Raw genomic sequence first — 20,327 nt, 5'->3', positions numbered from 1 at the left:
CTCACTCTTTGTCCTTATCTATTTTAACATAAGTCTGTAGATTTTTCGCTATTTTGCTAGCTTTTCTGGCAAAATATTTTGCACGAATTTGTTCACGCTTAATGCTACGAGTAACAGTTACGGGCATTTGTCGAACAGCATCTTCCATTCTTGCTGGGAGACGGTTTTCTTCATAATGTTTTCGATTTTTATATTCGATAATGGCATCCAAATAGAAAAGATAAACTTGCTTAGCAAAGTTTTCAGCAGAAATTTCGTAAAGTTTATCTGCGTATTTTTCTTTATCCATTGGTTTGAAATCTCTAAAAGCAGCACATGCCGTTTCAGCAATGGCTTCTTCACTGTCAAACAAGCGTCCAAACTCGTCATCGCTGATCAAATCTTCAAGATAAGGATTGTCAGCAGCCAAGACGCGAGTACCAGCAGCAATGGCTTCGAGATAAGTCAAACCTTGTGTTTCAGAAGTAGAAGCCGAAATAAAGAAGTCAGCCATTTTGTAATAATAGGCGGTTTCTTCGTTATTGACTTGACCAGTAAAGAGAACAGCGTCGTTCAACCCTAATTCATTGACCAATGCTTTCAAATCATCTTCGTATGGGCCGTGGCCGACAATGACCAAACGTACAGGGAATTCTTTGAGCATTTCAGGTAAGGCACGAACGACTGCTTGAATGTTCTTTTCTGGCGCAATGCGAGACAAAGAAAGCAAAATGCGTTCCTCAGCTTTAATTCCCAGTTTTTCGCGGAGTTTCTGAATATCGTCAGCATTGATATCGGGGCGCTTAAAGCGATTGATTTCAATTCCTGTTGGAATAACGCGTTTGGGGATTTTAACACCGTAACCATTGACGGTGTCAAGAACCATTTCGCTTGGGCAAATAATTCCTTCAGTTCCTCTGAGATAATTTCTGACGATGTATTTGACCATGGAAGGACGGATGATGCGCCCTTTGGCAATGTAATGGACATAGTCTTCATATTTGGTATGCAAGGTGTGAATAACAGGAATATGAAGCTGATTGGCGACCATTTTCCCTAAAATTCCCATACCAAATTCAGTTTGTGTATGGATAATGTCCAAATGATAATCTTGTGCAATCAGATAGGCAGCAAAAACGCCTTTGACAACAATCTTTCGTTCTGCCAATGAGACAAAAGGAATGGATTGGAGGCGTATGATATTGCGTTCATGGTCAACGTCGGCATTTTGGTCTGTTGTTGTAAAAATATAAACTTCATGCCCTAATTTTTCGAGTTCTAGTGTTAGTGTTTGAATACTTGTAGCTACCCCACTGACTTGTGGGAGATAACTATCTGTAAATAAACCAATTCTCATAATGATAAACTTCCCTAAACATTCTAATTATTGATTATAAGCTTGTTTGTAAGCTTCTAAAAGTTGTTCGGCAGATTTTTCAATGCTTCGTGACTGAGCAACTTCATATCCTGCAGCAGTTTTATCAAGATTGTTGTAAAGTACGTCCTGCAAAGCAGCTACGAAGCCGTCAACATCGCTTGCCATCGCGCTAGAATTGTCATCAAGCCAGCCATTGTAAACGGGGATGTCTCGAACAACCACTTTTTGATGGCTTGCTAATGCTTCAAGCACAACAATGCCTTCTGTTTCTTCTCGTGAAGGGAAAAAGAAGCAATCAGCCGCCGTCATTGCGCCCTCAAAGACATCTCCTGAAATATATCCAGGGAATTCAACATTTTTCGGGTGCTTTTTCTTAACGATACGACGTACTTTTCCTGGAATTGTCCACAGGTTCTGATAACCAAACCAGATGAAGCGAACGTCAGGCATTTTTTCAGCGACTTTGACAAAGTCGTCAATTCCTTTTCTCATAAAATAAAGCCCGGCCGTAATGACCACTTTTTCGCCAGCTTTGATGTTAAAATGCTGACGAAAGGCTTCTTCCTTCTTTTCAGAACGTGAATATTTTGCCAAATCAATTCCGTTTGAAATAGGAATGATAGGACATTCGATGCCGTAGGAACGAATAAGACTCTTGGAATATTCGGTGGGCGTGATTATCAAGTCTGCAGCGCGATAAAAGCGCAGTAAATACATTTTGAAGAGCGGGGCGATAAAATTGGACAGCAAGAAAGAGTTTTGGAAATCTTCTTTTGTTGAATGGCCGTGAAAAATCACTTTTTTCCCTTCTTTTTTGGCCTGTTTCAAAATTTTCCAGCTGTTGGGACTATATGTATTGAGGTGTAAGATATCATAATCATCATTTGGATCTTTTGTCCAATCAATGTGCATCAAATCCAACGCACGTTGCTGATGTTTCATTGCGCGGCCAATTCCTGAGTGACTCAGAAAATCTTCGGCTCCTAAGTATAGTAAAATTTTCATGCTTACCCTCTATTTTACCACAAATGTAATGAGAATTGATAGCTCATTTTAGGGCAAAAGGCTGAAAATTGATTTTATTTACGATTTTAAATAATCTATAAAATACAAAATGTAATATAATATAAAAAATATTTCATCGAAAAGGAGCGTAAAATGAAAAAACATCTTTTACGTTGGGGAATTTTGTATTACTCAGTACTGTCATGCCTCGCAGTTGTGGCTTATGCCATGCTACACCTGATTGTTTATAAGGTCGATTGGTACAAATATGAAACCAACGGAAACTATTACATTAAAATTTCTAAATTGATGTCAGGTGGATTGGTAAGAATTTCAGGAAATGAGCGGCAAATTAACTCTCCTTTCTTAATCTCTGTATTTCTGATTGGTTTTTTGATTGCTTTTGGAATTTTCATTTATGCTTATCGCACCTTTTATGCAAGGACTTATACACCTTTGCTGCCCATGTTTGGCTATCTTGTCCCCATATTTTATGCTTATGGCTTGAGTTCGAATAGTATCACAGTTCTCGCGATTTGCTATCCTTTAATCATTGTAGGGGGCATTATTTCGGCTGCTGCTTTAAAAAGTCTTTATTAAAATAAAAAAATATCTCCGAGGAGATATTTTTATTTTTAAGGATTTGTAGAGCTGCTTGAAGTTGATGTCTGCAAGTCGCTGTTTGATTTGTTCAAATTAAGTGTTGCAGTCGTTTCTTTACCACTACGGTAATAAGTGACCTTGATTGAGTCTCCAACGCTGTACTTGTAAAGTGCGCTTTGGAGGTCAGTAGAAGAAGTGATTGTAGTATCGCCAATCTTGGTAATGACATCGCCTTGCTTGAGTCCTGCAACGGCTGCTGGCATGCCAGATTGAACGCTGTTAACAACAACTCCACCTGTAACGCTGTCTGGAAGTTTGAGTTTTGAAAGTTCATCAGTGCTGAAATTAGACAAGTCATACATTGTAATTCCGAGTGCTGGACGAACAACTTTACCATCTTTTTCAAGTTTGGCAATGATATTGACAACATCATTTGATGGAATTGCAAAGCCCATACCTTCAACAGTTGTGCTACCGTCTTCAGTCGTTGTCAATTTACTTTGAGTAATCCCAATGACTTGACCTTCGATATTGATCAAAGCACCACCTGAGTTACCAGGGTTGATTGAAGCGTCTGTCTGAATGGCATTGACACTGACGTTTTGATTTTCGCTATTTGTCATGGATACTTGACGGTTGATGGCAGAAACAATTCCTTCAGTTGCTGTGTTGGCAAACTGACTACCAAGTGGCGAACCAACGGCAATCGCAGGTTCACCAATGGTCAATTTACTTGAGTCGGCAAAAGTTGCAACAGATTTAACGTTTTTAGAACTGATTTTCAAAACGGCAAGGTCTGTATAAGAGTCAGAACCGACAACAGTTGCTTTCACACGTTGACCACCGGCAAGGAGGACTTCGAGAGAAGTATTTCCTTCGATAACGTGATTGTTGGTAACGATATAAGCTGTATCACCATCTTTTTTATAAATGACTCCAGAACCTTCGCTTGCAGGACCTGAAGAAGTGCTGCTTGAAGAATTTGAGCTATTTCCAAAAATGGAGCTATAGATATCGTTAGAACTACTTGATTGATAATTTAAAACGGAAACGACAGAATTTGATACTTTTTTTACAGCAGCAGTTGTGTCAGTACTGACATTTACTTTTACTGTGCTGACTGGTGAAGAGCTGGAAGATGAATTCGTTGTACTTCCTTGAGTTTGCTGATAGACCGCATTTCCCCCGAGTGCGATTGCACCGCCAACAACGCCAGTTAAAACGAGTTTAGTGATGTCACCTTTTTGCATGAGTTTTCCCCTTCTTGTTTTCTAATAAATTTATAAGAATAATTTTATACCCATATACTTAATAGTACCTTAATTGTTGGTAAAAGGGAAATGATAAGAGAGTTATCCACATAATTGTGGATAAAAAAAATAACTTTGTGTACAAGTGGAATAAATCAAGAAGTTTTCCACAGAAAAGTGGAAAAAAGAGTTAATTTGTTGATAACTACCCGTTTTCATAAGATTTTCAAAGGGGGAAAAGACAAATTTTAGTGAAAAAGGAGGATAATCTTTCCAAATTATCATAAATTTTGGTAAATTTAGTAGAGAAATAAAAATAAAGTGAGAAAAAATGAAGATAAAACTTATTGTTGTGGGGAAATTGAAGGAAAAATACCTGAAAGAAGGAATTGCGGAGTATCAAAAAAGGTTATCCACCATGCTTCCTGTGGAAATCATTGAGCTTGCGGATGAAAAAATTCCTGACCATGCTTCTGAGAAAGAGAGAACAGCAGTCAAAAATCGCGAGGGAGAGAAGATTTTGGCGCGTGTCAGTGCTGACGACAAGCTTGTCATCCTGGCCATCAAAGGAAAATTGATGTCGTCAGAAGAACTGGCTGAGCTGGTCAAAAGCTCTGAAATTTATGGCACGAAAAATCTAGTTCTTGTGATTGGTGGCTCGCTTGGGCTTTCTGACAGTGTTTACGAACGTTCCAATGTTCAGATTTCATTTGGGCGAATGACTTTGCCTCATCAACTCATGCGTTTGGTTTTGATGGAACAAATCTATCGCGCACAAATGATCAATCGCGGTTCTGCCTATCATAAATAAACAATTCCTGTGGATAAGTAAAAAAATTCTCAAATTTGGGAATTTTTTTTGATTGGCAAATTTACGTGGTATAATTAGGCAAAAGGAGGCTCCAATGAAAATAAATGTTGAAAAATTAAATGTGACCTACGGCGCAAAAAAAGTAATCATCGATGGATTTGCTAGCTTTGATGAAGGAAAAATTTATGGGATTGTAGGAAAAAATGGTGCTGGAAAGACGACTTTCTTTAAGAGTTTGACCAATATCATTACAAATTACGGAGGACAAGTTACTTTTGATGGCCAAGATGTGCGTCAATTTCCGTCAGTACTGACAAAAGTAGGAATTTTACTGGATGACATCGAACTCTACAAATCTTATACAGGCTGGTTTAATTTGCGCTATTTTGGTGGTTTGCGTGGCACTTTTGATGAAGACAACGCAATGAAATTGGCTGAGTCCTTGGAAATTTCTGATGTTTTGAACAAAAAAGTATCGACTTATTCACTCGGCATGACCAAAAAGTTGCTGCTTTTGATTTCGTTGATGAATGATGCCGAAGTCTTGATTTTCGATGAACCCTTACGTGGCATTGATGCAGATGCAGTGCGTTGGTTCAGACATTATTTACTTGATTTGAAACAAAAAGGAAAAACAATTTTGATTTCAAGCCATGTTCAAGAAGATATTGAGTCTTTATGTGATGAAGTTTTTGTTTTATCTGAAGGAAAATTCGCAGCGCCGATTGATTTGACGGATCAAAACCGACTTTCTGTTTATAAAGTCTTTGTCAATGAGCTGTCAGCACTGACAAACTTATTGGAGCAGGCTGGACTTCGCTATCAAGTCGATTTGGAACAGGTGATTTTTGAGGCAGAGCCAAAAGCTTATCAAGAAATTTTCCAAGCGGCTGTAAATCAAGGGCTTGTTTTCAAGGAAATCAGAAAAGAAGCAAAATTTTCTGAGCATATCAACTAGGAGGCGAAAATGACAAAATCAAGTATTTTTAAAATGGAAATGTATCGAAATTTTCGGGACAAGGCTTATCTCATTGTGATTGCCATTTTGACTGGCCTATCCGCAGTTGCAGCAGGAATTGGCGTTTATCTTTTTTCACAGGATCCAACCATGTCAACATCGAACACACTTGCGATTTTTGAAACCACATTTGCAGTTGGATTAATCTTAGGTACTTTGGCTTTTGCGATTGTTTATCCTTGGCATTTGTTGAGTACGGATTATAACAATAAAGTTCTGAGTTTGGTGATTGCGAGTGGCGTTAAGCGGACGGATTACTACTTTGTTAAAATTTTTGCGACAATCTTGACCAATCTGATGGCTTATCTTGTCATTGGTTTCATTCCGGTTGTTTTGCTTTTAGGATTTTTCAACAAAGCATTTATTTCAGCCGTTCAGAGTTTCGCGTCATCATTTACGAGCAGTGAAGCTTGGCTTATGTTATTTGATACGATTTTTTCTGCAATCGCCATGATTGTCATTCTTTACTTTGTGGTAATCATCACACGAGGCAAGTTCTGGGGCATCTTTGTTTATCTGGGCATTAACTTTGGAATTGGCATTTTTACAAATATGATTACGGTATCCCTTGCGATTTTTGCAAGTTCTAGTTCAATGCCAACATTTTGGGTGGCAACTTTCTTTTCAGTCGCGGAAATAGTGGCGTTTGGTCTTGCAGGATATCTGATGCTTAAGAAGCAAGATTTATAAAAATCAAATTTGACAGGGCAGTCATACTATGATAAAATTATTACAATGTTCAAAAAAATGGGCTAATAAGATAAAGAGGAAATATAAAAATGGGTAGTTCAATGTCATTAGTATTGATTGTTATTGTTTTTGGTGGAATGATGTTCTTCATGAACCGTCAACAAAAGAAACAACAACAAAAACGCCAAGAACAACTGAATTCAATGAAAACAGGTTCAGAAATTGTTACAATCGGTGGTTTACACGGTGTGCTTTCAAGCATCAATGAAGCTAAAGGAACAATCGAATTGGATTGCGAAGGCGTAATCTTGACATTCGATCGTGCAGCTGTAAAAACTGTAAAAGCTCCGGCAACTGCTGAAACAGCAACAGTAGAAGCTCCAGTAGCTTCAGAAAATCCAATCGAAGAAAATTAAGAGTTTTGTCAGCGCTGACAAAGAGAAAAGTTCAATTGAACGTTCTTATCAAGGCTGACAAGCTTTTTTTATTCCAAAAAATACAATTTATTCAAAATTTATGATACAAAAACCTGTAGAAATATGGTAAAATAGGAATACTAACTGTGAGGTAATATGAACAATCATTTAAACCACTTACAAGATGATATTCCACTTCCAAATCATGTTGGCATCATTATGGATGGTAACGGACGTTGGGCAAAAGCACAGGGGAAACCACGTATCTTTGGTCACCGTGCAGGAATGGACACTCTTAAGAACGTCGCTATTCACGGACAACATCGCGGCATTAAGGCCATGACAGTTTACGCTTTTTCGACAGAAAACTGGAAACGACCGCTTGATGAAGTCAAATTTATTATGAGTTTACCTATTGATTTTTATAGCAAATATGTCCCAATCTTAAACGAAGAAAACATTCAAATTCGTTGGATGGGTGAACGTGAGGGATTGCCTAAGGCAACCTTGGCATCAATTGACCGTGCTTCCCGTGAAACTGCTGGGAATACAGGGATGATATTGAATTTCGCCTTAAATTACGGTGGCCGTCGGGAACTTGTTTTAGCCATTCAAGAAATGGCAGCAGCAGGAATTGATTTGTCAGTAGTGACAGAAGAAGAAATTTCAGCTTATTTGCAAACAAATGTTCTTCCTGAAGGCTTGCGTGATCCGGATTTGATTATCAGAACTTCTGGCGAAGAACGCTTGTCTAATTTCTTGCCCTGGCAGTCTGCATACAGTGAATTATTGTTTACAGAAACCTTATGGCCAGATTTTGACGAAGATGAATTTGATAAAGCCTTGCTAGAATACCAAAAACGCGATCGTCGTTTTGGTGGGGTTAAAAATAAATAAAAAAGTTCTATGGAGGAGCAATGAAACAACGAATTATTACAGCGGTAGTTGCGGGAGCAATTTTCCTAAGCCTACTCGTCTTGGATAATGGCATTTACTTTCAAATATTGGTAGGTTTGCTTGTCATTATTGCCATGCAAGAACTTTTCAAAATGGCAAAACTGCATCTCTTATCTTTTGAAGGAATATTAGCAACACTTGCAGCACTTAGTTTGGCAATGCCTTTTGGGCAAAGCTGGTTAGGATTAAATATTGATCGTGGCTTTGGCCTCTTTACAATTTTTGTCTTTGCCATGCTGACGGGAATGGTCTTTTCAAAAGGCAAATATAGCTTTGAAGATGCTGGCTTCCCCTTCCTTTGTGCATTTTATGTAGGGATTGGCTTCCAAAACTTGTTAGCTGCGCGTGAAGCAGGGATTGCGATTGTCTTTTTGGCATTGTTCATTGTCTGGTCAACAGATACAGGAGCTTATTTTATCGGGAAATCATTTGGGAAAAATAAACTTATCCCATCTGTATCTCCAAATAAGACGGTTGAAGGCTCATTGGGCGGTATCGCTTGTGCAGTCGTAGTTGCCATCATCATGTACTTCTTGTACAGTAAAGAATTGCCACAAATTGGCTACTTGCGTCTCATTTTGTTTACTGTGATTTTCTCAGTTGTTGGACAAATTGGCGACCTTGTAGAGTCAAGTATCAAACGCCATTTTGGTGTGAAAGACTCAGGAAAATTGTTGCCAGGACATGGCGGAATTTTGGACAGATTTGACAGTTTGATTTTCGTTTTCCCAGTCATGCACATTTTAGGTTTATTTTAAATCAAAGCTAAACAGCAAAAAGGAGATTTTTATTGATTGAAACTCTCATAACATTTATTATCGTATTTGGAGTGATTGTTGTTGTTCACGAATATGGTCATTTATGGTGGGCGAAACGTGCAGGAATTCTCGTGAGAGAATTTTCTGTTGGAATGGGGCCTAAAACATTTGCCCATCAAGCGAAAGACGGCACTTTTTACACCATTCGTATTTTGCCAATCGGTGGTTATGTCCGCATGGCCGGTTGGGGCGAAGATAAAACAGAAATTAAAAAAGGACAACCAGCAGCTTTGGTTGTCAGTACTGACAGCGAAAATTTAGTTACTCGGATCAATTTGTCAGACCGAGTAGAATTAGACAATGCCGTTCCCATTTTGGTAACGGATTATGACTTTGAACAAGACCTTTACATTGAAGGTGAAGTATTTGGCGAAATGAAACGTTTCGCCGTTGACCATGATGCAACCATTATTGAAGAAGACGGAACGGAAGTGCGCATTGCACCTCTTGATGTTCAATATCAATCGGCAAGCATTATAGGCAAGATTTTGACCAATTTTGCAGGTCCCTTGAATAATTTTATTTTGGGACTGATTGCATTCATCGTCGTTGTTTTCATGCAAGGCGGTGTTGCCAACCAAGCAAACATTATCGGAAGTGTCGAGAAAGGCACACCTGCTTATTCAGCAGGTTTGAGAGCCAATGATAAAATCATGGCTGTCAATGGACAAAAAACGGCAACTTGGTCGGATGCCGTGACAGAAATTCAATCCTCTGAAGGTAAGACGCTTGATTTAACGATTGAGCAGGCTGGAACTGAAAAAGAAGTGAAAGTAACGCCTAAAAAAGTAGATGGCACTTATCTCATTGGCATACGTCAAAGCCTAAAAACAGGATTTTGGGATAAAATTACGGGTGGCTTTGAGCAAACAGCTTATATGTTCACCGCGATTGGACGTGCGCTGAGTCAGTTGATTTCACGACCGTCACTAAATGATTTAGGTGGCCCTGTTGCAATTTATCAAATGAGCGGACAGGCTGCCAAAGGGGGAATCATTACGGTCATCAGCTTCTTAGGAATGCTGTCTATCAATCTGGGCTTGGTAAATTTGATGCCTATTCCAGTACTTGACGGTGGAAAAATCTTACTCAATCTTATCGAAGCAGTAAGACGCAAACCACTTTCACAAGAAAAAGAATCAATTATTACGATGATTGGGGCGGTTTTCATGATTGTACTCTTTATTGCAGTCATGTGGAATGATATTATGCGCGCCTTCATTCGCTAAAATGATAACGTTATTTAAAAAAGGGAAAATATAATAAAATGAAACAATCAAAAATGCTTATTCCTACGCTTCGTGAAATGCCTTCCGATGCACAAGTTATTAGCCACGCACTTTTAGTTCGAGCAGGATATGTACGTCAAGTCTCAGCAGGGATTTATGCTTACCTTCCACTTGCCAACCGCGTTTTGGAAAAATTGAAAACCATCATGCGTGAAGAATTTGAAGAAATCGGTGCAGTTGAACTTTTGGCTCCCACCTTGTTGACAGCAGATTTGTGGCGCCAATCAGGTCGTTACGATACTTACGGTGAAGATTTGTACAAATTGAAAAACCGTGACCAATCAGACTTTATCCTTGGCCCAACGCATGAAGAAACAATGACAGCACTGGTTCGTGACGAAATCACTTCATACAAGAAATTGCCATTGAACATTTACCAAATTGCTTCAAAATATCGTGACGAAAAACGTCCACGTTATGGGCTCTTACGTGGTCGTGAGTTCATCATGAAAGACGGTTATAGCTTCCACGCAAATTATGACAGTCTTGATGAAACTTATGAAGACTACAAACACGCTTACGAACGTATTTTCACACGTGCCGGTCTTGAATTCAAGGGAATCATTGGTGACGGTGGTGCAATGGGCGGAAAAGATAGCCAAGAATTTATGGCTGTCACTGCTGACAGAACAGACCTTGACAAATGGGTAGTGTTGAGCAAAAATATTGAATCAATCGATGAACTCCAACAAACAACTTTAGAAGACATTCAAGCAGAACTTTCTGCTTGGCTGACTGCTGGTGAAGATACAATCGTTTATGCTGAAGGTGGCGACTACGCAGCCAACATCGAAATGGCTTCAAACCTCTTTGAAAAGACAGCAAGTTATACAGAAGAACTTGAGCTCGAAAAAGTAGCAACACCAAATGTAAAAACAATTGATGAAGTTGCTGAATTTTTGGATATTGATCCAATGACAACCATCAAAACATTGGTTTACAATGCAGATGACCAACTTGTCGTTGTATTGCTCCGTGGAAATGATCAACTCAATGAAGTCAAATTGACGAATTTCTTGGGAGCTGATTTCCTTGAAGCTGCTAGCGAAGAAGACGTTGAAAAATTGATTGGTGCACATTTTGGTTCACTTGGTCCTGTTGGACTCAAAGACATCAAAATCATTGCTGACCGTGAAGTTGAACTCGTTAAAAATGCTGTTCTTGGTGCAAACGAAGATGGCTTCCATTACATCAATGCAAATGCAGGACGTGATTTCCAAGTTTCAGAATACGTTGATTTACGTACAGTCAATGAAGGTGAAGTTTCACCTGACGGACGTGGAACGCTTAAATTTGCGAAAGGGATTGAAATTGGACACATTTTCAAACTTGGAACACGTTATTCTGACAGCATGGGAGCAAATGTTCTTGACCAAAACGGTAAATCAATGCCAATCATCATGGGCTGTTACGGTATCGGCGTAAGTCGTCTCTTGTCAGCCGTTTTGGAACAATTTGCACGCATTTATGTTGAAAAAACACCAAAAGGCGAATTCAAATATAGCTGGAGTATCAATTTCCCTAAAGAATTGGCACCTTATGACATTCACCTCGTTCCAGTCAATACAAAGGACGAAGCAGCAATGGCATTGACACAAGAGCTTGAAGACAAACTCCGTGCCAAAGGCTATCAAGTGTTGGTCGATGACCGTAATGAACGTGCCGGCGTTAAATTTGCAGATAGCGATTTGATTGGACTTCCAGTTCGTGTCACAATCGGTAAAAAAGCCGCAGAAGGCATCGTCGAAGTCAAAATTCGTGCGACAAGTGAAGTTATTGAAATCAATAAAGATGAACTTGTAAATACGATTGAAATTTTGAATAAATAATCATATTCTCGATGATAATTAATACTGTTTAACTTCTAAAAAATATAGAAGTTAAAGTTTGCGTTTTACGCAAACCACTTCTTGCGCTAGCGCAAGGCAGTATATCTGCAGTTGCCATTTGGCGTTATCGCTTCAGCGATTTACAGCCAATGGACAGCGTAGCAATCTACTAAACGACTAAAAAGTCGTTTAGAGGTTAACTAGTATAAAAAATGAATCACCTGTCAGCTCTGACAGGTGTTTCAAGTTCAAGAGGAAGCCTTGAAAATAGGGCAAAATCAAATAAAGGAAGAAATAAAATCATGGAAAATCTTTTTGAAAAATTGATGGATCAGATTAAGCTCCCACGCGAATGGCGTGAGCAGCCTCTTTTTCAAACTGCTGAAATAAGAGAAGTACAAGTCCATACAGAACGTCAGTTTTGGGATTTTCAGCTTAATTTTTCAGAAATTTTACCAGTTAATGCCTATCGGTTGTTGTCAGAGCTGACAGCTGCCGCATTTGCCACGATTGCAAAAACAGATATTAAAATTAGTATTGAAAATCCGCAGTTTGATGAGCAGTTGCTCAATGCATATTATCAATATATTTTGACTCTGCCTGATTTTGATGAAACCTCGTTTTCGAGTATTTTCAAAAAATATCATCTCGTCTTGCGCGAAAATCAAATCAATTTGATGGTGGAGGATAATCCTCAACTGGATCGCTTTGTTAAAAATTATTTTCCACAATTAGAAGAAAAATTTGCTGACTTTGGCTTTGGAAAAATTGTTTTACGACCAATGGTTGACGAACAATTAACGGCTCAAATAAAAGCAGCACACGAAGAAAAAATCAATCACAGCATGGCTCAAGTGGCTGTTGAACAACAGCAGGTGGAGTCACAGAAAAAACAGCGTGCGGAAAAACGAGAGTCAGAAACGGTTTCTGAAAAACCTGAATTTGTTGAAACTGCCTTGTCAAATGGTATTTCATTTGGACGGAAAATTTCTGGACAGAGTCCGATGACCTCGATGGCTTTCATTTCTGCTGAAGGTTTAGGTGTTATTTTTGAAGGTTACGTTTTTGAAGCCAGCCACCGCGAATTTCAAAGTAAAGATGGAAGTAAAACCAACCATATTTTAGAGTTGAAAATGGCAGATGATACTTCGACTTTCCAGATTTCTAAGTGGGGCAGAAAAGACGAAGAAATCGCTCAATTTGATCAAATCGTTAAGCAAGTAGCGGCAGCAAACGAGGACGAAAATCCTGTCAGTGCTGATGGACTTTGGCTCCGTGTTCAAGGAAATATTGAACATGATAAATACAAAGATGAATTGGTAATGACTGCCAATGCCGTGGTTCAGATTGAAGCGAAAAATAATGCTGATCGTGTCAGCATGCAAATCAAGGCGGTCAAATCTGACAAAATTCAAATTGGCCGTGAAATTAAAAACAATGAACCAATTACGCCAATGCGTTCGGTTAGTGAATTTTCGGCCAATGGCCCCCTTGTATTTGAAGGCTATGTTTTCAAGGCTGAATTACGTGAAATTAAATCCCGCAAAACAGGAAATGTTAACTACCTGCTTGAATTTGAAATGACTGACTATACGTCAAGTTTTTACATTCAAAAATGGGTGCGTGGTGATCAAGAAATCGCATTGGCCAAACAAGTCAAGGCAGGACTTTGGTGCCGTGTCCGTGGGAATGTTCAACGGGATAATTTCAAAAACGATTTGACATTGCAGTTGAATGATTTGATTGAAATTCCAACACAAAATGTACGTGAAGATAAGTCTGAGGAAAAACGTGTCGAATTCCATGCCCATACACACATGAGCCAAATGGACGCCATTCCAACGCCAGAAGATTTGGTTAAATTGGCACACAAATTTGGTCACAAGGCAGTTGCCATTACTGACCACGGTGGTTTGCAATCATTCCCGCATGCGCATCAAATGGGGAAAAAACTGGGTGTCAAAATTTTGTACGGTGTGGAAGCAAATCTGGTTGAAGATAAAATTCCAATCGTCTATAACGAAACTGATGTTGACATGTACGAGTCCACCTATGTGGTCTTTGACGTTGAAACAACAGGACTTTCAGCTGTTCACAACGATCTTATTCAGATTGCGGCGACAAAGATGCACAAAGGAAATCCGATTGACCAATTTGTTGAGTTTCTAAATCCGGGCTATCGTTTGAGTGAATTTACGACAGAACTAACTAGAATTACAGATGATGATGTTAAAAATTCGAAGCCACTTTATGAAGTGCTGACCAATTTCCAAAAATTCTGCGAAGGCTCAATTTTGGTTGCCCATAATGCGACCTTTGACGTTGGTTTTATGAACATGAACTATCAACGCAACGGCTTGCCAACGATTACGCAGCCGGTTATTGATACGCTGGAATTTGCGCGCAATCTTTTCCCCGACATGAAACGTTTTGGTTTGGGACAGTTGACCAAAAAATTCCAAATTGATTTGGGCGCTGCGCACCATAGGGCAGACTCAGATGCCGAAGCTACGGCACGCTTACTTTGGGTTTTCTTGCTCGAATTACGTGATATTCGCGACTTGGGTTGGACATCATTGCTAGACTTGAACAGCAAGCTTGTCAGTGCTGACAGCTTTAAAAGAGTCCGTCCAAAACACATGACCCTGTATGCTAAAACGCAAGCAGGTTTGAAAAACTTATTTAAGTTGGTGAGCTATTCCAACGTTAATTATTTTGCAGGTGTGCCACGCATTCCGCGGTCTGTTTTACAAGAGCACCGTGAGGGGATTGTGGTGGGTTCAGCCTGTGAAGTGGGCGAAGTTTTTGATGCCATCATGAATAAAAGCTTTGAAGAAACGGTTGAAATTGCCAAATTCTATGATTTCATCGAAGTGATGCCACCAGCACTTTATCGTGCATTGGTTGTCGGCGGGAATTTCAAGAACGAAAAAGAAGTTGAGCAGACCATCAAAGATTTGATAAAGGTCGGAAAAGTTTTGGACAAACCAGTTTTGGCAACTGGAAACTCGCATTATCTCAATCCAGAAGATGCGATTTATCGTGAAATCATTGTTCGCTCACTTGGGCCAGGTGCTGAAATCAACTGGACACAAGGACATGGCGAGCACGCAAAACCATTGCCATTACCAGAAGCACATTTCCGCACCACTGACGAAATGCTTGACGCCTTTAATTTCTTAGATGAAAAGACAGCGCGTGAAATTGTCATTGAAAACACCAATAAAATGGCGGACAGTTTTGATACCTTGACACCCGTCAGAGATGACCTTTATACGCCAGTCATGACATTTGAAGGTGGCGAAGGTTCAGAAGAACGGATTGTTAGATTGGCTTACGAAAAAGCGCATGAATTGTATGGTGATCCGCTCCCTGATATGATTGATGCCCGTCTTGAGCGTGAGTTACGTTCCATCGTGGGAAATGGTTTCTCCGTTATTTATATCATTGCACAAGAACTCGTTTTTCGTTCTAACAAACGTGGGTATATCGTTGGATCTCGTGGCTCTGTCGGTAGCTCATTAGTGGCAACAATGATTGGGATTACCGAGGTTAATCCATTGCCGCCGCATTATATTTGTCCAGAATGTCGTTATTTTGAAGAACATGATGACGGATCAGTTGGTTCAGGCTATGATATGCCAGATAAAAACTGTCCAAAATGCAATCATCCGCTCAAAAAAGACGGCCATAACATTCCATTTGAAACCTTCTTAGGCTTTAAAGCGGATAAAGTACCCGATATTGACCTGAATTTCTCAGGCGATGACCAACCTTTTGCCCATTTGGACGTGCGTGATATATTTGGAGACGAATACGCCTTCCGTGCCGGAACAATCGGTACCGTTGCGGATAAGACAGCCTTTGGGTTTGTCAAAGGTTTTGCCAGAGATTATGATCAATACTACAGTAATGCAGAAGTCGATCGTCTCGCAATGGGCTCAACAGGGGTCAAACGAACGACAGGTCAGCATGCTGGTGGGATTATCGTTATCCCATCTTATATGGACGTGTACGATTTCTCACCTGTCCAATTTCCAGCAGATGATGTCAATGCAACTTGGAAAACGACTCACTTTGATTTCCATGCCATTCACGACAACATTTTGAAACTTGATATTCTTGGACATGATGATCCAACTATGATTCGAAAACTGCAAAGTTTATCTGGTATTGTGCCACAGGATATTCCGATGGACGATCCAGCAGTTTATAAAATATTTACAAGTACTGAAAGTTTGGGTGTTACACCTGAGCAACTAAACGGCGTTACTCTTGGCACGCTTGGTATTCCAGAAATGGGAACTTTTACCTCAATGAATATGATTGCGGAAGCCAAGCCAAAGAATTTTGCTGATTTGCTCCAAATCTCTGGACTGTCACATGGAACGGACGTTTGGTCAGGGAATGCGCAAGATTTAATTCGTTCAGGAATTGCCGATCTGTCAACAGTTATCGGCTGTCGTGATGATATCATGGTTTATCTGATTCACAAAGGACTTGAAAACGGTATGGCATTTACGATTATGGAACGCGTGCGTAAAGGAATGTGGTTCAAAATCCCAACCGACGAACGCGAGAAATACATCGAAGAGATGCGTGCCCATGATGTGCCTGAATGGTACATCGAGTCTTGTTCGAAAATCAAGTACATGTTCCCGAAAGCCCATGCGGCAGCCTATATCATGATGGCACTCCGGATTGCATATTTCAAAGTTCATTATCCAATTTATTATTATTGTGCGTGGTTCTCTATCCGTGCAACAACCTTCGATTTATCGGTCATGGGTGCAGGACTTGAGGCAGTAAAAGCCAAGATGAAAGAAATCAAAGAAAAAGGATTTGACGCCACCAACACTGAAACAGCATTGATGACAACCCTTGAGTTGACCAATGAAATGCTTGAGCGTGGTTTCAAATTCAGTAAGATTGACTTGTATCGTTCGGATGCACTTGATTTTGTTATTGACGGCGATACCCTCATTCCACCATTTGTTACAATGGATGGTTTGGGAGAAAACGTTGCAAAACAAATTGTTGAAGCACGTAAAGAAGGCGAATTCCTCAGCAAAATGGAACTCAGAAAACGTGGAGGCGTCTCACAAACCATTGTTGAAGCCCTCGATAACATGGGTGTCCTCAAACGTATGCCAGACGACAATCAACTCAGCTTGTTTGATGACTTATTCTAAAATAAAAAAATTCTGTCAGAGCTGACAGGATTTTTTTGTTAAATAATATATAAGAAGAAGGAGTTATTTTCAATAAATATGGGAGATGAAATAAATAAAAAGTTAAAAAAATTTTATGAATATCAATATTAAGTAATTTAATAATTTTTTTCAGTGATGAAAAATCTGGCTCAGTTCGATCGTTCTCCCAACTTGAGATTGCTTGTTTTGATGTGAAAAGATGTTTTGCTAATTGTTCTTGAGTCCATTTTTTTGATTTTCTAGCTTCTTGAATAATTTTTCCTAAAGATTCATTTTTCATAAGTTCCTTCTCTCTATTCACTATTTTAACCATTTTACCATATATGTATTTTTTTTACTACTAAAATTAGTAAATAACGATGCTGATTTAAAAAGTCAACAAAACTGATACTTTTTACTATTGCCAAATAATAATAAATAGAATACAATATTATTGTGAACGTTTGCTAAAATATTATGGAGGACAAAAATTTGAAAAAAACAATGTCATCAACCTTATTCATTGCAGTGCTCTGTTTTGGATTTTCTTTACAAGCAAAGGCTTATACTTTACAGGCTTGGTGGTTGGGAGGAAGTAATAAAATTTTACGATATAATGAACCCCAAACAAAACATACATTGCAAGTGGCACATGCTGATATATATTGGAATCAGCAGTCTTCAGGTACTATCCAAAGAATGGATAATGCAGCAAATGCCTATTTGAGCGATTTTAATGACCCAACCTCATTAGTAGGTGGACAGACGTCAATATTATCAGGACCTGGGTTTAGTGTATACCCACGGGGAACAATTCAATTCAACGATTACTGGATGATTAAGGATAATCATCCAGATAAAAGAGAATATAGCTTTCATATTGCTGTCCATGAATTTGGTCACGCATTAGGGTTAGGACATAATGGTGATTCATTGAGTATTATGTATCCAAACTTTGGGGCAAGCCTCCCCATTGTAAATCTTCCTTCCGCAGATGATAAATCTGGACTTCTTCAATCAAAAACAAGGTGGTAATTATGAAAAATAATAAAATTTTATCAATAACAACGCTTGTCTTATTAACGTTTGCACTTTCCGGTTGTACTTCTGGAAAATCAGCTAAAGTAAATGTATCGGTCTTAGAGCAACTTAACCTTAAAAATCAAAATAATGTGAGAACTTCCACGAGTAAAATTCCTATTGTTGTAAGTCAGGCAGATTATATGGGAGCAACTACAGAAACAGGAAAAATATTAGAATCAGATAATATTTTTGTTGCAACTGTCCAAAATATGAAAACTTCTTATACAAACCCTGTAAATGACTCGAATGGTAATTTTTTATCCAGCATTCCACGGACAGAGTTTCATTTAAAGGTTTTAGAAAATTTACAAGGAAATCTTCCCACAAAAAAAGTAATTAAAGCTTCCCGTTCTTTTTTTGGCTATACACAAAATCAAAATCAGTTTATGACTTTGATTGAAAATGATATTATCCCAGAAAAAGGTAAAACTTATATCTTTCTTTCTCGTGTTGTAGACGGAAAATTATATATTCAAGAGGGAGGAAATGTTCCAAGTAATTTCCCACTGGATGATTCACCAATGGATTTAGATCAACAATCACAAGAAGTAATTAAAAAAATATTAGTAAATTCTAAAAAAATAAAATCAGTTGAGGCTGAGATTAAAAATGAAAAAATAGACTTCGAGAAATTTGGGAGAGATTTAGTCACGGCTCCAGAAATTGAAAAAAGATTAAATGGGAATGGTAATAAAGTTGATTTTAGTCAAATCATGGACTAAAAGACTTTCTGCTAGTTTTTAAAAAAATTGTTAAGTCAGAGAGTACTTCTCCTATTATATATCGAATTGTACTGCAATAAGGTGGGTGATTTGACGAAAAATTTCTCAACTAATAAATAAAAAAATCCTGTCAGAACTGACAGGATTTTTTTGTTATTTATTTATTATTGGTGAGCAATGGCGTAAGCGATTTGAGCGCTTGTAAATCCCCAAGATTGCATATTTGATTGAATATCTGCTGTGGATAGGCCTTTCAGCTGTTCGTCCAATGCCACTTTTGCCGCAGTATTAAAGTCAGCAGCAGGTGTATTTGCGACCGCATAATCAGCTTGAGCGCTTGTAAATCCATCTGTCAGCAGTTGAGCTTTCAAATCTGTTGGAGATAAATCAGATTTTACAGATGGAGCCATATATTCGAGGGCAGATTCCAATGCGGAGCCATTATAGTCTGCATTGACATTTGCAATGGCATAAGCGACTTGTGAACTTGTGAATCCATCAGTTGTCAGTTGCTTAGCTAATTCAGTTTGAGAAAGGTTTGATTTCGTGCCATCAGAAGCAGGAGCCATATATTCGATAGCAGATTCTAAAGCTGCAGCATTGTAGTCAACTGTGAGATGACTCAAAGCATATTGTACTTCTGAAGCAGCATAGCCTGCTTTTGTCAATGCTTGTTGCACTTCTGTAGCAGACATGTTTGCAGGTGCAGCTTCTAAAGTATTGGCATCTTTCAAAGCAGCAATATCATTTGCTGTTGCTGGGACTTGATAGCCATACCAAGCAACTTGACGGTTGCCATAAACTGCAGGTGTGAACGTATGATTGCCATCAACATTATAATAATGGCTGCCTTGAGTATTGAACCAGACATAGACAGGCATGGCATTGCCATCAGTTGAACTTGCTGAAAGTAATCCTGTGCTTCCGTCCATTTCAACATAACCAAGTGCTGTGAGACGTGCTTGATTGGTTGCTGAATCATCAGTTGTCAAATAATGCCCTTGTTGTGTACTGTACCAGCTATGAATGGGAGTGCCACCAGTTACGGGCTGATAACTAATTACAGTTTTTGAATTATAGCCTTGTTGTAAAAGCTGGTTGACACGATTGAGGTCAGTTGTTAAGTAATGGTCAGTTCCCTTAGCAATCGAATATACTGGAATTGAAGTTGTGGTATCAGCAGAAACTGCAGTTACAGTGACTCCACCAGCGAGCAAAAAAGTTCCTAAAGCAAGCCCAGAATAGCTTGCCAGTTTTTTTAATGAAATCTTCATTACATCTCCTTTT

General features: G+C 38.9%; 17 protein-coding genes. 12 read left to right on the top strand and 5 right to left on the bottom strand.

The genetic code is table 11. The features are described 5' to 3' along the window. Position 1: 1 nt before the first annotated feature. Both GHI45_RS08565 and GHI45_RS08560 read right to left on the bottom strand, forming a co-directional pair. The gene (locus tag GHI45_RS08565; protein WP_147780275.1) at positions 2–1,336 is read right to left on the bottom strand and encodes a glycosyltransferase family 4 protein; all 1,335 of its coding nucleotides are present in this window, start codon (positions 1,334–1,336) and stop codon (positions 2–4) included. 27 nt (positions 1,337–1,363) lie between these two features. After that, positions 1,364–2,362, bottom strand: coding sequence for a glycosyltransferase family 4 protein (locus GHI45_RS08560; RefSeq protein ID WP_147780276.1), 999 nt, complete (start codon positions 2,360–2,362; stop codon positions 1,364–1,366). A gap of 153 nt (positions 2,363–2,515) precedes the next feature. Here GHI45_RS08560 and GHI45_RS08555 point away from each other — a divergent pair, with 153 nt between their 5' ends. Beyond that, a complete protein-coding gene (locus tag GHI45_RS08555; protein ID WP_147780277.1) occupies positions 2,516–2,962 on the top strand; it encodes a hypothetical protein in 447 nt (148 codons plus the stop codon). A 35-nt stretch (positions 2,963–2,997) separates the two neighbouring features. On the opposite strand, the gene GHI45_RS08550 is transcribed toward GHI45_RS08555, so the two are convergent. Then, positions 2,998–4,215, bottom strand: a complete 1,218-nt coding sequence (locus GHI45_RS08550) for a S1C family serine protease (protein ID WP_147780278.1) — start codon at positions 4,213–4,215, stop codon at positions 2,998–3,000. A 331-nt stretch (positions 4,216–4,546) separates the two neighbouring features. Here GHI45_RS08550 and rlmH point away from each other — a divergent pair, with 331 nt between their 5' ends. The 9 genes from rlmH to GHI45_RS08505 all read left to right on the top strand — a co-directional run bounded on the left by rlmH (position 4,547) and on the right by GHI45_RS08505 (position 17,235). Next, on the top strand, positions 4,547–5,026 hold the full coding sequence (gene rlmH, locus GHI45_RS08545) for a 23S rRNA (pseudouridine(1915)-N(3))-methyltransferase RlmH (protein WP_147780279.1): 480 nt from the start codon (positions 4,547–4,549) through the stop codon (positions 5,024–5,026). Between the two features lie 94 nt (positions 5,027–5,120). Continuing rightward, positions 5,121–5,984, top strand: coding sequence for an ABC transporter ATP-binding protein (locus GHI45_RS08540; RefSeq protein ID WP_147780280.1), 864 nt, complete (start codon positions 5,121–5,123; stop codon positions 5,982–5,984). 9 nt (positions 5,985–5,993) lie between these two features. Then, positions 5,994–6,734, top strand: a complete 741-nt coding sequence (locus tag GHI45_RS08535) for an ABC transporter permease (RefSeq protein ID WP_147780281.1) — start codon at positions 5,994–5,996, stop codon at positions 6,732–6,734. 89 nt (positions 6,735–6,823) lie between these two features. Continuing rightward, positions 6,824–7,150 (top strand): preprotein translocase subunit YajC, encoded by a 327-nt coding sequence (gene yajC / locus GHI45_RS08530; RefSeq protein WP_147780282.1) that lies wholly within the window; start codon positions 6,824–6,826, stop codon positions 7,148–7,150. Between the two features lie 156 nt (positions 7,151–7,306). After that, the gene (locus GHI45_RS08525; protein ID WP_147780283.1) at positions 7,307–8,047 is read left to right on the top strand and encodes an isoprenyl transferase; all 741 of its coding nucleotides are present in this window, start codon (positions 7,307–7,309) and stop codon (positions 8,045–8,047) included. 20 nt (positions 8,048–8,067) lie between these two features. Further along, positions 8,068–8,865, top strand: a complete 798-nt coding sequence (locus GHI45_RS08520) for a phosphatidate cytidylyltransferase (protein ID WP_147780284.1) — start codon at positions 8,068–8,070, stop codon at positions 8,863–8,865. A 32-nt stretch (positions 8,866–8,897) separates the two neighbouring features. Beyond that, on the top strand, positions 8,898–10,154 hold the full coding sequence (gene rseP / locus GHI45_RS08515) for an RIP metalloprotease RseP (protein ID WP_147780285.1): 1,257 nt from the start codon (positions 8,898–8,900) through the stop codon (positions 10,152–10,154). A gap of 38 nt (positions 10,155–10,192) precedes the next feature. Beyond that, on the top strand, positions 10,193–12,043 hold the full coding sequence (locus GHI45_RS08510; protein WP_147780286.1) for a proline--tRNA ligase: 1,851 nt from the start codon (positions 10,193–10,195) through the stop codon (positions 12,041–12,043). 302 nt (positions 12,044–12,345) lie between these two features. Continuing rightward, positions 12,346–17,235, top strand: a complete 4,890-nt coding sequence (locus GHI45_RS08505; RefSeq protein WP_147780287.1) for a PolC-type DNA polymerase III — start codon at positions 12,346–12,348, stop codon at positions 17,233–17,235. On the opposite strand, the gene GHI45_RS08500 is transcribed toward GHI45_RS08505, so the two are convergent. After that, a complete protein-coding gene (locus GHI45_RS08500) occupies positions 17,210–17,536 on the bottom strand; it encodes a helix-turn-helix transcriptional regulator (RefSeq protein WP_187230108.1) in 327 nt (108 codons plus the stop codon). The two genes, GHI45_RS08505 and GHI45_RS08500, sit on opposite strands and share 26 nt — an antisense overlap. A 191-nt stretch (positions 17,537–17,727) precedes the next feature. On the opposite strand from GHI45_RS08500, the gene GHI45_RS08495 reads away from it, so the two are divergent. Continuing rightward, on the top strand, positions 17,728–18,270 hold the full coding sequence (locus tag GHI45_RS08495; RefSeq protein ID WP_187230107.1) for a matrixin family metalloprotease: 543 nt from the start codon (positions 17,728–17,730) through the stop codon (positions 18,268–18,270). A 2-nt stretch (positions 18,271–18,272) separates the two neighbouring features. Next, positions 18,273–19,040, top strand: coding sequence for a hypothetical protein (locus GHI45_RS08490; protein ID WP_147780290.1), 768 nt, complete (start codon positions 18,273–18,275; stop codon positions 19,038–19,040). Positions 19,041–19,204: 164 nt separating this feature from the next. Here the strand turns inward: GHI45_RS08490 and GHI45_RS08485 are convergent, their stop codons facing one another. Beyond that, a complete protein-coding gene (locus GHI45_RS08485; protein ID WP_147780291.1) occupies positions 19,205–20,314 on the bottom strand; it encodes an Ltp family lipoprotein in 1,110 nt (369 codons plus the stop codon). Positions 20,315–20,327: the final 13 nt, after the last annotated feature.

It is taken from the genome of Lactococcus sp. dk101, assembly GCF_009601055.1.
In the GTDB taxonomy this organism is placed as follows: Bacteria; Bacillota; Bacilli; order Lactobacillales; family Streptococcaceae; genus Lactococcus.
This window is presented reverse-complemented; position numbering and strand designations above follow the sequence as displayed.

What these genes read in the sequence shown, in the direction of transcription:
- yajC (WP_147780282.1), top strand. Translation starts at nt 6,824, where the DNA reads ATGGGTAGTTCAATGTCATTAGTATTGATTGTTATTGTTTTTGGTGGA.
- GHI45_RS08560 (WP_147780276.1), bottom strand. Translation starts at nt 2,362, where the DNA reads ATGAAAATTTTACTATACTTAGGAGCCGAAGATTTTCTGAGTCACTCA.
- GHI45_RS08510 (WP_147780286.1), top strand. Translation starts at nt 10,193, where the DNA reads ATGAAACAATCAAAAATGCTTATTCCTACGCTTCGTGAAATGCCTTCC.
- GHI45_RS08500 (WP_187230108.1), bottom strand. Translation starts at nt 17,536, where the DNA reads ATGAAAAATGAATCTTTAGGAAAAATTATTCAAGAAGCTAGAAAATCA.
- GHI45_RS08520 (WP_147780284.1), top strand. Translation starts at nt 8,068, where the DNA reads ATGAAACAACGAATTATTACAGCGGTAGTTGCGGGAGCAATTTTCCTA.
- GHI45_RS08540 (WP_147780280.1), top strand. Translation starts at nt 5,121, where the DNA reads ATGAAAATAAATGTTGAAAAATTAAATGTGACCTACGGCGCAAAAAAA.
- GHI45_RS08555 (WP_147780277.1), top strand. Translation starts at nt 2,516, where the DNA reads ATGAAAAAACATCTTTTACGTTGGGGAATTTTGTATTACTCAGTACTG.
- GHI45_RS08535 (WP_147780281.1), top strand. Translation starts at nt 5,994, where the DNA reads ATGACAAAATCAAGTATTTTTAAAATGGAAATGTATCGAAATTTTCGG.
- GHI45_RS08525 (WP_147780283.1), top strand. Translation starts at nt 7,307, where the DNA reads ATGAACAATCATTTAAACCACTTACAAGATGATATTCCACTTCCAAAT.
- GHI45_RS08565 (WP_147780275.1), bottom strand. Translation starts at nt 1,336, where the DNA reads ATGAGAATTGGTTTATTTACAGATAGTTATCTCCCACAAGTCAGTGGG.
- GHI45_RS08505 (WP_147780287.1), top strand. Translation starts at nt 12,346, where the DNA reads ATGGAAAATCTTTTTGAAAAATTGATGGATCAGATTAAGCTCCCACGC.
- GHI45_RS08550 (WP_147780278.1), bottom strand. Translation starts at nt 4,215, where the DNA reads ATGCAAAAAGGTGACATCACTAAACTCGTTTTAACTGGCGTTGTTGGC.
- GHI45_RS08485 (WP_147780291.1), bottom strand. Translation starts at nt 20,314, where the DNA reads ATGAAGATTTCATTAAAAAAACTGGCAAGCTATTCTGGGCTTGCTTTA.
- GHI45_RS08490 (WP_147780290.1), top strand. Translation starts at nt 18,273, where the DNA reads ATGAAAAATAATAAAATTTTATCAATAACAACGCTTGTCTTATTAACG.
- rlmH (WP_147780279.1), top strand. Translation starts at nt 4,547, where the DNA reads ATGAAGATAAAACTTATTGTTGTGGGGAAATTGAAGGAAAAATACCTG.